Here is a 13,617-nt window from a genome sequence, read left to right on the forward strand (position 1 = left end):
CGAGCGAGGCGCGAACGACCGCATCAACTTCGGCGCATCACTCCATGGCTTGCCAGGTTTTGGCCAGATAGCCCGCCAGCACCCAGCAGGTGCGCTCGGGCGTAGCGCCCCAGGCAAGCAGGCCGTCTTCGTGGCCCAGCATGGCGACGATGCCCCCGTCCGGGCTCAGCCTCACCCGCTCGCTCACCGCCGCCGCCATGGCCGGCGTGCCGTAGGCGATGTCCGCGCCCACCGTGGGCAGGCCCAGCTTCGTGGCCTGTCGCCAGATTTCCGGGGAGTGGCCGTGGGCGACGCAACGGACTCGCGGGGACACCCCGTACACGGCCGCGTGGGTCAAAGCCTCCGAAGACGGTGGCAGCGGCCCCAGGGCGCGCAGGTAATTGTCGGCCGGCCTGGCTTCGACGACACGCACATAGTGCCCGAACGACAAGTGCGGGATATGGCCGGTCTGGGTGCCCGTGACCAGAAAGCCGCCCTCATCCAGGCGCAGACTGACGTTGCCGAAACCGAGTCCGCCGTAGCGGGCATCGTCCTGACCGATCAATCCGAGACGCCAGAGCACGCCGCGCCAGGCGTTCAGCTCGGCGAAATCCTCCGGCCGCTCCAGCGTCGCGGCGGTATAGTCCAGGCGGTATTTGATGATGCCTTCTCGTTCGGTCACGGCCGTTTGCGATGGTTTTGCCCGAGGGATACGGAGGCGGCCGATTATTCCACGCCGCGCGGCCGCGAGCGACCGGAGCCTTGCCGCCGCTGACGGGTGCGGCCCGCCCGGCTTCCCACAACCCGATCCACCCACTAATAGTTGTGGCCCCCGCCATTATTCGCGGTTCGCCCGGCGGCCCCGGAACTTTCTTCAGCCCGGCCTATTTAATCCATGCCATTGAAACAAAAGTGATTTATGCGCCATGCGGATGATGGCACGGCGGTTGCGCTAGGGACTGTGTCGCGAAAGTCCATCGCGCCACAACCATCCACTCACAGGAGCTAAATCATGAAAAATATCGACACCGTCATCACCGCCGCGCTGGCTTCCATCGTCACCCTGGGCGCTTTGGGATTGCCGTCCCAAGCTGTAGCCGCCGAGAAGAAAGAGGTCGAGAAATGCTACGGCGTCGCCAAGGCCGGCGGCAACGACTGCAAGACCTTGTCCAATGCCTGCGCCGGCCATTCCGTGGAAAACGGCCAGAAGGACGCCTTCATCGCCCTGCCCAAGGGCACCTGCGAACGCATCGCCGGCGGCAGCCTGGTGGCCCCGCAGGCGGACGCCAAGTAGGCCCAAGGCCATGGCGCACGCAGACTCACTCAGCCGCGCCTGCGCAACGATTCCGGCCACGGCCGGAATCGGACTGCGCTCCCCGCACGGCCGGGAAATCGCGGAGACCCGGCCCGCGATAGGCTGGTTCGAGGTCCACAGCGAGAACTACTTCGGCCGGGGCGGCGCTCCGCTGCGGACGCTGGAGCGGATACGCGCCGATTATCCCCTCAGCCTGCACGGGGTCGGGATGTCGCTGGGTTCGGTGGACGAGACCCATGCGGATCACCTCGACCGGCTCAAGGACTTGATCGCCCGCATCGAACCGGGCTTGGTGTCCGAACACCTGTCCTGGTCGTCCTACGGTGGGACCTTCCTCAACGACCTGCTGCCCCTGCCTTACACCGAGGAAGCGCTCGAGCACCTGGTCGCGCGCATCCAGCGGGTACAGGAAACGCTGGGGCTGCGGATACTCATCGAGAACCCTTCCAGCTACCTGGAGTACCGACACTCGACCCTGCCGGAAGCCGAATTTCTGGTCGAGGCCGCCCGGCGCTCGGGCTGCGGCATCCTCCTGGACGTCAACAACGTCTACGTGTCCTGCCGCAACCACGGCTGGAGCGCCCTCGACTATCTGCGGGCCATCCCGCAGGACTTGGTGGAGGAGCTCCACCTCGCCGGCCACACCGTCAACCGCTTGGGGGACCGGCAAATCCTGATCGACACCCATGACCGGCCGGTCTGCGCGGCGGTCTGGCAGTTGTTCGGCAAGACGCTGGACCTCATCGGTCCGCGGCCGACGCTGATCGAATGGGACACCGATCTACCCGATCTGCAAACCTTGCTGACCGAAGCCGACCGGGCCGGTGCCTTTCTGGAGGTGCGCCATGTACGCGCTGCGTGAACTGCAAAACGACTTCACCGCCGCCCTCCTGAAGCGGGCGACAACCCCGTCACGCGCCATCCGGGGCAATGGACTGGACCCGGCGCAACGCCTGGCCATCTATCGCAACAACACGATTCGGGGCCTGACGGCGGCCTTGCAGGCGGTCTATCCGGTGGTGAACCGGCTGGTCGGCGAGGATTTTTTCGCCCGCACGGCCCAGGCCTACATCGAGCGGCATCCACCGCGGGCATCCTGTTTGCTCGTCTACGGCGAGCATTTCCCCGGCTTCCTGGCGGATTTCGAGCCGGCGCGCGGCCTGCCCTACCTGCCGGACACGGCGCGGCTGGACTGGTTTTGCCACGAGGCTTATCACGAGGCCGACGCTACCCCCCTGCAAGCCTGGGCACTGGCCGACGTCCCGCGCGCCTTCTATCCCGACCTGAAACTGAAGCTGCAACCCAGCGCCCGACTACTCGTCTCCGACTATCCGGTGCTGCGCATCTGGCGGATTAACCAGACCGACGACGGCGAGGAGAGCGTCGATCTGGCCGAGGGCGGTTGCCGGCTGCTGATTTATCGGCCGCAGGACGAGGTGCTGATACGGCCGCTGGAAACCGGGGATTTCCGCTTCCTGCAAAGCCTGGCGGCCGGTTCGACCCTGCCCGCGGCCATGCGAGCTGCCCTGGAGGCCGACGACGGCTTCGATGCGGCGAACGCGCTCCAGCACTGGCTGGCGCGCGATCTCATCAGCGACTTCTACCTTATCTGACCCGAGGTGAACATCATGAATACCTATGCCGACGCCCCCTACCGAACCGATGCCCGCAAGCCCCGGCACTGGCTGGGCAAGCTTGCCCAATCCCTGGATTTCTTCGCGCCGGTCGGCGATCTGCTGCTGCGCGCCTGGGTGGCCTATGCCTTCTGGGTCTCCGGTCTCACCAAGATCCAGTCCTGGGACAGTACGCTCTACCTGTTCCAGGAGGAATACGCCGTTCCCCTGCTGCCGCCGGAACTGGCCGCCTGGCTGGGCACGGCGGTAGAACTGGGCTTCCCTGTCCTGCTCGCATTCGGACTGCTGGGCCGTTTCGCGGCGGGCGTGCTGTTCCTGTTCAACATCGTCGCGGTGATTTCCTATCCCGATCTCGGCGCCGCCGGGCTGGAACAGCACAAGGTCTGGGGCATCATGCTGCTGGTGTGCCTGCTCCACGGTCCCGGCAAGCTGTCGCTGAACTATTGGATCGCGCGGCGTTTCCTGGCCCGGCGTTCGTAGGCCCCAAAACAGGAGTCAGCGAGATGAACACGCAGAACCGGAAACGTCCCCTGGAAGGCCAGCGCGCGCTGGTGACCGGCGCCAACACCGGCATAGGCGCGGCGGTGGCCGAGGGGCTGGCGGCCGCCGGCGCCAAGGTCTTGATCAACTACGTGAGCGGCCGCGACAAGGCGGAAGGCCTGGCCGGCCTCATACGGGCAAAAGACGGCGAGGCCATCGTGTTCGAGGCCGACGTCAGCCGGGAGGATCAGGTCCGGGCCATGTTCGAGGCGGCGCTCGACACCTGGGGCAGCTTGGACATCCTGGTCAACAATGCCGGGCTGCAGAAAGACGCGCCGCTGGTCGATATGAGCCTCGGCGACTGGGAGCAGGTCATCCGCGTCAACCTGACCGGCCAGTTCCTCTGCGCCCGTGAGGCGGCCAAGGAGTTTGTCCGCCGCGGCGTGCAGCCGGGGCTGTCCCATTCGGCCGGCAAGATCATCTGCATGTCCTCGGTGCACGACACCATACCCTGGGCCGGGCACGCCAATTATGCTGCCTCCAAGGGCGGGGTGCACATGTTGATGAAGACTCTGGCGCAGGAACTGGCCATGCACAAGATCCGGGTCAACGGCATCGCGCCGGGCGCCATCAAGACGCCGATCAATGTCAACGCCTGGGCCACGCCGGAGAAGGAAGCCCAGTTGCTGGAGCTGATTCCCTACGGCCGCGTCGGCTATTCCGAGGACGTCGCCAAGGCCGCGGTCTGGCTCGCGTCCGACGAGTCCGACTATGTCACCGGCGCCACCCTTTACGTGGACGGCGGCATGACCCTGTACCCCGGCTTCGAGAGCGGGGGCTGAGATGAGCCCGTCGCGATCCCGGAGGCTGCCATCATGATTTACGACTACCTCGTCATAGGCTCGGGTGCCGGCGGTTCGGCGGCGGCCTACCGCCTCGCCGAGACCGGCCGCTCGGTGCTGCTGGTCGAAAAGGGCGAAGCGCTGCCGACCGACGGTTCGACGCTGGATTTCCGCCAGGTGATGGGCGACGGCCGCTTCAAGAGCCGGGAAAACTGGCTGGACCGGAAGAACCGGCCCTTCGCCCCGGAGGAATATTTCAACCTGGGCGGCAAGACCAAATGGTACGGCGCCGCGCTGCTGCGCTTCGATCCCCGGGAATTTGAGGCCGATCCCGCTTTTCGATGCCCGGCATGGCCCATCGCCTACCCGGAACTGGAGCCCTGGTACGCGCAAGCCGAAGAATTGCTGGGCTTGCGGGAATTTCCCGTCGAACCCGATTTGCTGGATATCCAGCGTAAGATCGAGCGGCCCGGCGGCTGGCGTAGCCGGCCTCTGCCCTTGGCGCTGAAGCCCGAAATACGGGAATACGAGGCCGAGGCGCGCCATTTCGACGGCTTCGCCTCGCTGCGCGGTTTGAAGGCGGACGGGCAGAATGCCTTGCTGGCCCGGGTCGCGCAAAGGGACACGCTGACCGTCACACTGGGCCGGCCGGTGCGCGAGCTGCTCGGCGACGACGCGGATCCCCGGCACATCGTCGGCGTCAGGCTGGCCGACGGCCAGGTCCACCGCGCCGACCAGATCTTGCTCGCCGCCGGCGCCCTGCATAGCCCCAGGCTGCTGCAACGCTATCTCGCGGCCCACGACCTGATCGGCACATTGCCCGGCACCCGTAGCGTGGGGCGCCATTTCAAGCGCCACATCCTGACCGCCCTGGTCGCGGTTTCGCCGACGCGCAAGACCGACGTGCTGCGCAAGACCGCGCTCTGGCTGCACGAAGATTTTCCGCACGGCAGCATCCAGCCGCTGGGCTTCGGCGCCGACGTGCTCGCCTCGCTGCTTCCGCATCGGGTGCCGCGACCTCTGGCCCTAGCCTTCGGAACCCGCGCCTACGGATTCTTCCTGCAGACCGAGGACGGCTCCCACGCCGACAACCGCGTGCTGGCCGAAGCCGGCGGCAGGCCGCCCCAGCTCGACTACGACACGGCCCGGTTGCCAGAAGCCGAACGGGAGCATGGGGCCATGGTCAAAAGCTTTCGTCGCGCGCTGTTCAAGGCGGGCTATCCGAGTGTCACGCGGCCCATCCCGCTGGCCGGCACCGCCCATGCCTGCGGCACCCTGGTCAGCGGCGACGATCCGGCGCGCTCCGCGGTCGACCGCCACGGCAAGGTGCACGGGCTGGAGAACCTCTACGTGGCGGACGGCAGCATCCTGCCGCGCATCGGCCGGGTCAATCCGGCCCTGACCATCTACGCCTGGGCGTTACGGCTGGCCGATCACCTGATCGCCGGCCCCATGAAGCGATAGGGGAGACACCCGATGAACACGAAAACGACAGCACTCGGCGCCGAACCGCAGCGACTGGAGAACCTGAGGCAAGGAAGGGAAAACTGGCGATTGTGGGGGCCTTACCTGGCCGAGCGGGCCTGGGGCACGGTACGCGAGGACTACAGCGCGGACGGCACGGCCTGGGAGCATTTCTCCCACGATCAGGCCCGCTCCCGCGCCTATCGCTGGAGCGAGGACGGCCTGGGCGGCATCTGCGACGAGCGGCAGCGCCTGTGCTTCGCGCTGGCCTTGTGGAACGGGCGCGACCCCATCCTCAAGGAGCGCGCATTCGGCCTCACGGGTAAGCAGGGCAACCACGGCGAGGACGTCAAGGAGTATTACTTCTACGACGACGCCACGCCCAGCCACGCCTGGCTGAGTTATCTCTACAAATACCCCCAGGCCGAATACCCCTACACCCGGCTGGTGGAGGAAAACGCCCGCCGCGGGAGGGAACAGCCGCCCTTCAGCCTGCTGGACACCGGCGTGTTCGCCGAGAACCGTTACTGGGACGTGCGGGTGGAATACGCCAAGGCCGGCCCGGAAGAAATCCACATCCGCATCACCGCGACCAACCGCGGTCCGGAGCCGGCCGTGCTGCATCTGCTGCCCAGCCTGTGGTTCCGCAACACCTGGAGTTGGGGAGACGAAGCGCGGGAGCGGCCCGTGCTGCGCGAAGCAGCAGCCCCGGACGGCGCGGCCTGGGCCGTGCAAGCGGCCCATCCCGAACTCGGCGACTACCGTCTGTACGGGCGCCAGCCGGCGGAACTGCTGTTCACCGAAAACGAGAGCAATAGCAAACGGCTTTGGGGTAGCGACTCTCCCTCGCCTTATGTGAAAGACGCCTTCCATCGCCGGGTGATAGGACGCGAGGAAGCCGCGGTCAATCCGGCCTACACCGGCAGCAAGTTCGCCGCGTGGCACATCCTGATCGTCCCCGCCGGCGGCAGCGAGCGGGTGGATCTGGTACTGACTTCGAGTGAAGCGAGCCAGCCCTTCGCCGGCGGCGACGAGTGGTTTCGGCGACGCCGGGCGGAAGCCGACGATTTCTACGACGCGCTATTGCCGCAGGCCGACGCGCACGACCGCCGCATCGTGCGCCAGGCTATGGCCGGCATGATCTGGTCCAAGCAATTCTTCCATTACGACGTGTTGCGCTGGCTGGGAGGCGACGGCCATCCGCCGCCGGAAAGCCGCAAATCCGGGCGCAACGGGCGCTGGAAACATCTGCGCGCGGCCGATGTCATCTCCATGCCCGACACCTGGGAATATCCCTGGTTCGCCGCCTGGGACCTGGCCTTTCACTGCATGGCCTTCAGCCTGATCGACGTGGATTTCGCCAAGGACCAGATTGAACTGCTGCTGAAGGAAACCTACCTCCATCCCTGCGGGCAGATACCGGCTTACGAATGGGCCTTCGGCGACGTCAATCCGCCGGTGCAGGCGCTGGGCGCCTTGCAGGTGTTCCGCGAGGAACGGCGGCAACGCGGCGTGGGCGACCGCAGCTTCCTGCAGCGGGTCTTCCACAAGCTGCTGATGAATTACGCCTGGTGGATCAGCACCAAGGACGCCGACGGTCTCGACGTGTTCGAAGGCGGCTTCCTGGGGCTGGACAACATCTCGGTGTTCGACCGCTCCATGCCGCTGCCGGCCGGCTACCGGCTCAAGCAGTCCGACGCCAGCGGCTGGATGGCCATGTTCGCCCTGAACATGACGGTCATCGCGCTGGAGCTGGCGGTCGAGGACCGCGACTACGAGGACGTTGCGCTGCAGACCTACGAGCAATTCCTCAACATCGCCGACAGCATGGCCGGCCACACCGGCACCGGCATTTCCCTCTGGGACGACGAGGACGGCTTCTACAAGGATTTGTGGGTGGAACCCGACGGGCGCCATCATCGGGTCAACGTCTATTCCTGGGTGGGCCTGATCCCGCTGTTCGCTTGCGAAGTGGTCGACGAACGCCTGCTGCGCAACGTGCCGCGCTTCCGCAGGCTGATCGACAGCCACATCGGCGGCGTGTTCCAGGGCAACACCATCTGCGCCTGCCCCTATCATCGCAACGCGCGCGGCGAACATCTGCTGTCCCTGGTGGATCACACCCGGCTACCGGCCATCGTGCGGCGTTTGTTCGACGCGAACGAGTTCCTCTCACCGCATGGCATCCGCAGCCTCAGCCGCGTCCACGCCGAGCGCCGCGATCTGGGCAGCCTGCCGGGGCTGGGGCGGGCCTTGATCGAATACGTGCCGGGTGAATCCAATTCCGGTCTGTTCGGCGGCAACTCCAACTGGCGCGGGCCGGTGTGGCTGCCGACCAATTACGCCCTGATCCTGACCCTGGAAAAATTCCACCGCTTCCTCGGCGACGGCTACACGGTGACGGCACCCGGCCTGGCGGATCACGAACTGACACTCGGCGAAGTGGTCGCCTGCCTGGCCCGGCGGATGAGCGGTTTGTACCGTCCGGATGCGGACGGCCGCATCCCGGCTTTCGCCCCGGACAGTCCCTGGCAGCACGACGAACACTGGCGCGATCATCTGCTGTTCTTCGAATATTTCCACGGCGATTCCGGCCTGGGGTTGGGCGCGGCCCATCAGACCGGTTGGACCGGACTGCTCGCCAACCTGGTATTGCGCGCCAACGGACGGGACATCGCCGGCCTGGGCGCCGGGGAAGAAAGCGCAAGACCGGCCCTGGCGGCATGAGGAGGAGCAATGACGATGACAGCGCACGATAGCGAACGTATCGGTCTTACGGCCGGTCCGATTTCGGCTGCGAACGGTGTGATCTGCCCCGCCTGCGGTGGCGCGAATCCCGACGACGCCGTATTCTGCGGCCACCCCGGCTGCCACAAGGCGCTGGGCGAATTTAAGTATGTGCTGGAGGAGTTGCTGGCCGCGCGGAGCCGTATCGAGCGCCTGGCCGACGGCGTGGCGCAGTTCGCCGGCAAGCCGCCTTTCATCGCCGTGCACGCAATCTGGTTCGGTCTTTGGGTGCTGGCCAATGGCCGGGTGTTTGGAGCCTTGCCGGTATTCGACGAGTATCCGTACAGCCTGCTGGGACTGGTCCTCGCCGTCGAGGCCATCTTCATCACGGGCTTCGTGCTGATCAGCCAGAACCACCAGACGGCCTATTCGGAGAAGCGGGCGGAACTGGATTATGAGATCACCATCCGTTCCTACCGCAAGCTCATGGAACTGGAACGGCGCCTGGAAACACTAAAGCCGGCCCCATCATCTGAAGGAAAACAGACACCATGAAAAGACCTTTACTCATACCCGCCATCCCGTCTTCAGAAATCACCCCGCGCGAGGTTTTCCACCAGCGCCGGCGTTTCATGCAATTGGCCGCCGGCGCCTCCGTCGCCGCCCTGCTGCCCGGTTGGTCCGAGGCGGGCGAGCGGCTGGCGGCCGAAAAATCCAGGGATTACCAGGTGCCGGACAAGCTGACGCCCTTGGTGGACGTGACCCACTACAACAACTTCTATGAATTCGGCACCGGCAAGGAAGATCCGGGGCAAAACGCGGGATCGCTGAAGACCCGGCCCTGGACGGTGGCGGTGGAAGGCGAGGTACACAAGCCCAAGGTGTTCGACATCGATGAGCTGCTCAAGCTGGCCCCGCTGGAGGAGCGCGTCTACCGGCTGCGCTGCGTCGAGGCTTGGTCCATGGTCATCCCCTGGATAGGTTATTCGCTGGCGGAACTGATCAAGCGGGTCGAGCCCACCGGCAACGCCAAATACGTCGAATTCGTCACCCTGTTCGACCCGCAGCAGATGCCGGGCCAAAACTCGCCGGTGCTGGACTGGCCTTACCGCGAAGGCCTGCGCCTGGACGAGGCCATGCATCCGCTCACCCTGCTGACCCTGGGACTGTACGGCGAAGTGCTGCCCAACCAGAACGGCGCGCCGGTGCGCCTGGTGGTGCCGTGGAAATACGGCTTCAAGAGCGCCAAATCCATCGTCAAGATACGCCTGACCGAGAAGCCGCCGGTGACTTCCTGGATGGCGGCGGGTCCGCGCGAATACGGCTTCTACTCCAACGTCAACCCGGAAGTCGACCATCCGCGCTGGAGTCAGGCCAAGGAGCGCCGCATTGGCGAATTCCTCAAGCGTCCGACCCTGCCCTTCAACGGCTACGCCGAACAGGTGGCCTCGCTCTACGCCGGCATGGATTTACAGAAAAACTTCTGATGCGCGACAAAATTGTAGGGTGGATGCCCGAAAGGGCGATCCGCCAAGCATCCAACAAACGGCGAAGACGCCGGCTCGTTCGCATCAGCCGGTGCGGAAATCCGCTGTCGTTTATCCCGTATCCTTGCGGCGGAACCCGGTGGAGCCGGTTCCGCCCTACGGTCTACGGCCGATGAGCACCGTCGGTGGAAGCCCGCTCGCGGGCGGCCGTTTGCTGGTGATCCTCAAGGTAATTATGTTCGCCGCCGCCCTGATACCGTTGGGCAAGCTGGTCTACGAAGGCTTGAACGACGGTCTGGGCGCCAATCCCATCGAAAAGATCACCCACGTCACCGGCTGGTGGGCGCTGAGTTTCCTGCTGCTCTCCCTGTCCATCACTCCGCTGCGGCGCATCACCGGCTGGTCGTGGTGGATGAGACTACGCCGCATGCTGGGGCTGTACGCCTTCTTCTACGCCGGCCTGCACTTCCTCACCTATTTGGTGCTGGACCAGTTCTTCGACTGGCCGGCCATCGTCAAGGACATCGCCAAGCGGCCCTATATCACCGTCGGTTTCCCCGCTTTCATGCTGATGATCCCCCTGGCCATCACCTCCACCGACGCCATGATCCGCCGACTGGGCGGGAAGCGCTGGCGGCTTCTGCATCGACTGATCTATCCGATCGCCGTCGGCGGCGTCGTGCATTTCTGGTGGCTGGTGAAAAAAGACATCCGCGAGCCCGCCCTGTTCGCCGCGCTGCTCGCCGGTCTGCTGATCATACGCGCCGGCTATTGGCTGCGCGGCCGGATGAGACGGAACCTTCCGGCCGGCGCCATGAACGCCGCCCCCGCACACCGAACGGATGGCTAAAATGTTGACGGGCGGTTGCCACTGCGGCGCGATCCGCTACGAGGCGGACGGCGTGCCCTTTCACGAAACGAATTGCCATTGCTCGATCTGCCGCCGCACCACCGGCGCGCCCTTTGTGGCGTGGTTCAGCGTGGCGCGGTCCGACTTCCGCATCGTGCAAGGCACGCCGCAACGATACCGGTCATCGGAAAAAGGAAGGCGTAGCTTCTGCCCGACCTGCGGCACGCAACTGACTTTCGAGCATGAGGACATGCCGGACGAAATCGACATCACGACCTGCAGCCTCGACGACCCCGAGCGCTTGCCGCCGCGGGACCATACCCGCACCCGCAGCAAGCTGTCCTGGGTCGAGCTGGGCGACGGCCTGCCCGAGCATCCCGAGTCCAGAAACCCGGATCGCTAGGCGCGAGCACGAACCGAGCATATTGGTGGCGGCCACGACCCCTCGTCACTAATTTCGGTGGAAATAGCGGCCCATCGTAAACGAAACCCTTGCGAAAACGCGGCCCATGCCCGTCGATCGGCCGGACGGCCGGGATCGAGCGAGATCGGGCCGACCGGACCTTGGCGGGCACGGTCCATGCTGGATTATCAGCGAGCACGGAATGCACGGACTCGGACCCGGGACGGTCGGGAAACGCCACAGATTCGGGAGCACGGCCATGAACACCCACGAACATAATCTTGCCAAGCACACGGTCGAACGCCAGCTCGAAGAAGGCATGTTCGCGGCGCTGGTGAAATACGCCGGTTACATCCTCTGGCTGCATTATTCGGGATTGCTCGCCGAAGCGAACGCTGCGACAGCGGCTTCGGCCATGAGCCGTGAGACGGCCCGCTATTGACGGCGAGGAACCCTGGCCCGCCCAGGCCGCGCGGACGCCGGCCTCACCGGCTCCGGGTTGAAACTCAAGCGGCGCGGGACTCAGTCCCTACTGGCGAGCGAGGGCCGAACGATGCGCAGCTTCTGCATGCGATAGCGCAGGGTGCTGGGCGTCAGGCCCAGCAGGGCCGCCGCGCCGGCCTTTCCTTCGATGATCCAGCCCGCCTGCTCCAGTATCTTTACCAGATGATCCCGTTCCACGTCGTCCAGGCGCAAGGCCGGGCCGGCATCGCCAACGGGCGCATCCGTCCCCGGTTCGGCGCTGTCCGGCTCGACGTCCACCACGCTGCCGCGCGCCAGGATCGCGGCGCGTTCGACCAGATTCTGCAGTTCGCGCACGTTGCCCGGCCAGGGATAGCGTTGCAGCCGCCTTATCGATTGCGGACTGATATCGCTCAGGGTCTTGCCGAGCTTGCGCGCGAACTTGGCGAGGAAATGCCGGGCCAGCACGGGGATGTCCTCTTGGCGCTCCCGCAGCGGCGGCACCCGGACGGGGAATACATTAAGGCGGTAGTAAAGGTCGGAGCGGAATTCGCCGTTCTTGACCGATTCCGCCAGGTTACGGTTGGTGGCGGCGATCACCCGCACGTCGACGCGGATCGGCCGGCCGCCGCCGACGCGCTCGAACTCCTGCTCCTGCAGCACGCGCAGCAGCTTGGCCTGGGCCGACAAACTCAGCTCGCCGACTTCGTCCAGGAACAAGGTGCCGCCGTCCGCCAGCTCGAAACGCCCCTTGCGCTGCGCGGTGGCGCCGGTGAACGCGCCTTTCTCGTGGCCGAACAACTCGCTTTCGATCAGCTCGCTGGGCAAGGCGGCGCAATTCATCTTCACCAGCAGCCGCTCGCTGCGCGGACTCAGATTGTGGATTGCCTGGGCGATACGCTCCTTGCCGGTGCCGGTCTCGCCCATCACCAACACGGTGGAATCGGTGCCCGCCACCTGTTCAAGGAGCGAGAACACCTCCCGCATGGGCTGCGACTCGCCGATCATGTCCTCGAAACTTTGCGCCGCTCTGATTTCCGCCCGCAGAAAGCGGTTTTCCACCTGCAGGCGGGCCAGTTCGGCTTCGGTCTTGCGCCGCTCGTTGACGTCGCGCAGGATGAAGGTGTGGTAGCGCTTGCCGCCCAGAAGCATGGGCGAAAACGTCGCCTCGATGGGGAATTCCTCGCGGTTGGCCCGCAGCGCGGTCAGCCCCTCGGGCGCCCAAAACTGGCTCTGCCGGTCGCCGGCGTCATGCAGGTATCCGTCGAGCAGATTGCGGAATGGCTTGGAAAGGAAGCGGTCGAATACTTGTCCGGTGGCCCAGCTTCGGGCGCAACCGAATATCCGTTCGGCCGCGTCGTTGAACAGGGTGATGCGCCGGTTCTCGTCGATGGTGATGATGGCGTCCATAGCCGACGCCAGGACCGAAGCCAGGCGCTCCTCGCTGCGCCGCACCTGCTCCTCGGCGCGGAAGCGCTCCAGTTCGGCGCGCGCCCGGGCGGCGAATATGCGCATGACGGAAAGATCGGTCACCGAACCCGTCATCGGCTTGACGTCGATCAAGCCCAGATGCCCCATGACTTCGCCGCGCTTGTCCACCAAGGGGATGGCCAGATAGCTTTCGGCGGAAATCGCCGCCAACTCCTCGCGGTGCGTAGGAAACAAATCCTGCACATGCTCCTTGTACAGGCAGATATCCCCGGCCAGCACCGCCTCGCAGGGCGTTCCTTCCAGGTCGTATTCGAAGTTCTCCAGGTAATGGTCGCCCGCCCAGAACGCCAGGGTGCAGACCCGCGTCTTCACATCGGCGAACTCCGCCACGAAGGCGTAGCGCACCCCCAGCGCCTCGGCCAGATGCCGGACCAGGGAATGCAGGAAATCGTCGCCCGTCACCCCCGCCGTGCCTTCGGCGATGAGGCGTAGGAGTTGGTCCAGGCGCTTTTGTTCGAGAGTGGCGGCCATAAGGCGGTTGCG

The 13,617-nt window shown here is 65.5% G+C and carries 14 protein-coding genes; 12 read left to right on the forward strand and 2 right to left on the reverse strand.

The features are described from left to right. Window positions 1-37: 37 nt before the first annotated feature. Window positions 38-661, reverse strand: coding sequence for a class II aldolase/adducin family protein (locus JWZ97_RS10990; RefSeq protein ID WP_240342316.1), 624 nt, complete (start codon window positions 659-661; stop codon window positions 38-40). A gap of 330 nt (window positions 662-991) precedes the next feature. Between JWZ97_RS10990 and JWZ97_RS10995 the strand changes: the two genes are divergently transcribed. The 12 genes from JWZ97_RS10995 to JWZ97_RS11050 all read left to right on the forward strand — a co-directional run bounded on the left by JWZ97_RS10995 (window position 992) and on the right by JWZ97_RS11050 (window position 11,623). Further along, a complete protein-coding gene (locus JWZ97_RS10995; RefSeq protein WP_205428930.1) occupies window positions 992-1,273 on the forward strand; it encodes a DUF2282 domain-containing protein in 282 nt (93 codons plus the stop codon). 10 nt (window positions 1,274-1,283) lie between these two features. Further along, window positions 1,284-2,156 (forward strand): DUF692 domain-containing protein, encoded by an 873-nt coding sequence (locus JWZ97_RS11000; RefSeq protein ID WP_205428932.1) that lies wholly within the window; start codon window positions 1,284-1,286, stop codon window positions 2,154-2,156. After that, a complete protein-coding gene (locus JWZ97_RS11005; protein WP_205428933.1) occupies window positions 2,140-2,907 on the forward strand; it encodes a DUF2063 domain-containing protein in 768 nt (255 codons plus the stop codon). Before JWZ97_RS11000 ends, JWZ97_RS11005 begins: the two co-directional genes overlap by 17 nt. A gap of 15 nt (window positions 2,908-2,922) precedes the next feature. Next, window positions 2,923-3,408, forward strand: coding sequence for a DoxX family protein (locus JWZ97_RS11010; RefSeq protein WP_205428935.1), 486 nt, complete (start codon window positions 2,923-2,925; stop codon window positions 3,406-3,408). Window positions 3,409-3,431: 23 nt separating this feature from the next. Next, a complete protein-coding gene (locus JWZ97_RS11015; RefSeq protein ID WP_205428937.1) occupies window positions 3,432-4,250 on the forward strand; it encodes a glucose 1-dehydrogenase in 819 nt (272 codons plus the stop codon). 33 nt (window positions 4,251-4,283) lie between these two features. After that, window positions 4,284-5,714 carry an FAD-dependent oxidoreductase gene (locus JWZ97_RS11020; protein ID WP_205428939.1) on the forward strand — a complete coding sequence of 477 codons (1,431 nt, stop codon included), beginning with the start codon at window positions 4,284-4,286 and terminating at the stop codon, window positions 5,712-5,714. Between the two features lie 12 nt (window positions 5,715-5,726). Then, window positions 5,727-8,441: a glucosidase gene (locus JWZ97_RS11025; RefSeq protein ID WP_205428941.1), complete on the forward strand. Its 2,715-nt coding sequence runs from the start codon at window positions 5,727-5,729 to the stop codon at window positions 8,439-8,441. 15 nt (window positions 8,442-8,456) lie between these two features. Further along, complete coding sequence (locus JWZ97_RS11030; RefSeq protein ID WP_205428943.1) at window positions 8,457-8,996, forward strand: DUF1003 domain-containing protein; 540 nt, start codon at window positions 8,457-8,459, stop codon at window positions 8,994-8,996. Further along, entirely contained in the window at window positions 8,993-9,928 is a 936-nt protein-coding gene (msrP, locus tag JWZ97_RS11035; protein WP_205428952.1) for a protein-methionine-sulfoxide reductase catalytic subunit MsrP, read from the forward strand. The genes JWZ97_RS11030 and msrP overlap by 4 nt, the downstream gene beginning before the upstream one ends. Window positions 9,929-10,100: 172 nt before the next feature. Then, complete coding sequence (locus JWZ97_RS11040; protein ID WP_205428953.1) at window positions 10,101-10,778, forward strand: sulfite oxidase heme-binding subunit YedZ; 678 nt, start codon at window positions 10,101-10,103, stop codon at window positions 10,776-10,778. A gap of 1 nt (window position 10,779) precedes the next feature. Further along, a complete protein-coding gene (locus JWZ97_RS11045) occupies window positions 10,780-11,181 on the forward strand; it encodes a GFA family protein (protein ID WP_205428955.1) in 402 nt (133 codons plus the stop codon). Between the two features lie 259 nt (window positions 11,182-11,440). Next, entirely contained in the window at window positions 11,441-11,623 is a 183-nt protein-coding gene (locus tag JWZ97_RS11050) for a hypothetical protein (protein ID WP_205428957.1), read from the forward strand. A gap of 80 nt (window positions 11,624-11,703) precedes the next feature. On the opposite strand, the gene JWZ97_RS11055 is transcribed toward JWZ97_RS11050, so the two are convergent. Next, window positions 11,704-13,605 carry a sigma 54-interacting transcriptional regulator gene (locus tag JWZ97_RS11055; protein WP_205428968.1) on the reverse strand — a complete coding sequence of 634 codons (1,902 nt, stop codon included), beginning with the start codon at window positions 13,603-13,605 and terminating at the stop codon, window positions 11,704-11,706. Window positions 13,606-13,617 lie beyond the last annotated feature (12 nt).

It is taken from the genome of Methylococcus sp. EFPC2 (genome assembly GCF_016925495.1).
GTDB lineage: Bacteria > Pseudomonadota > Gammaproteobacteria > Methylococcales > Methylococcaceae > EFPC2.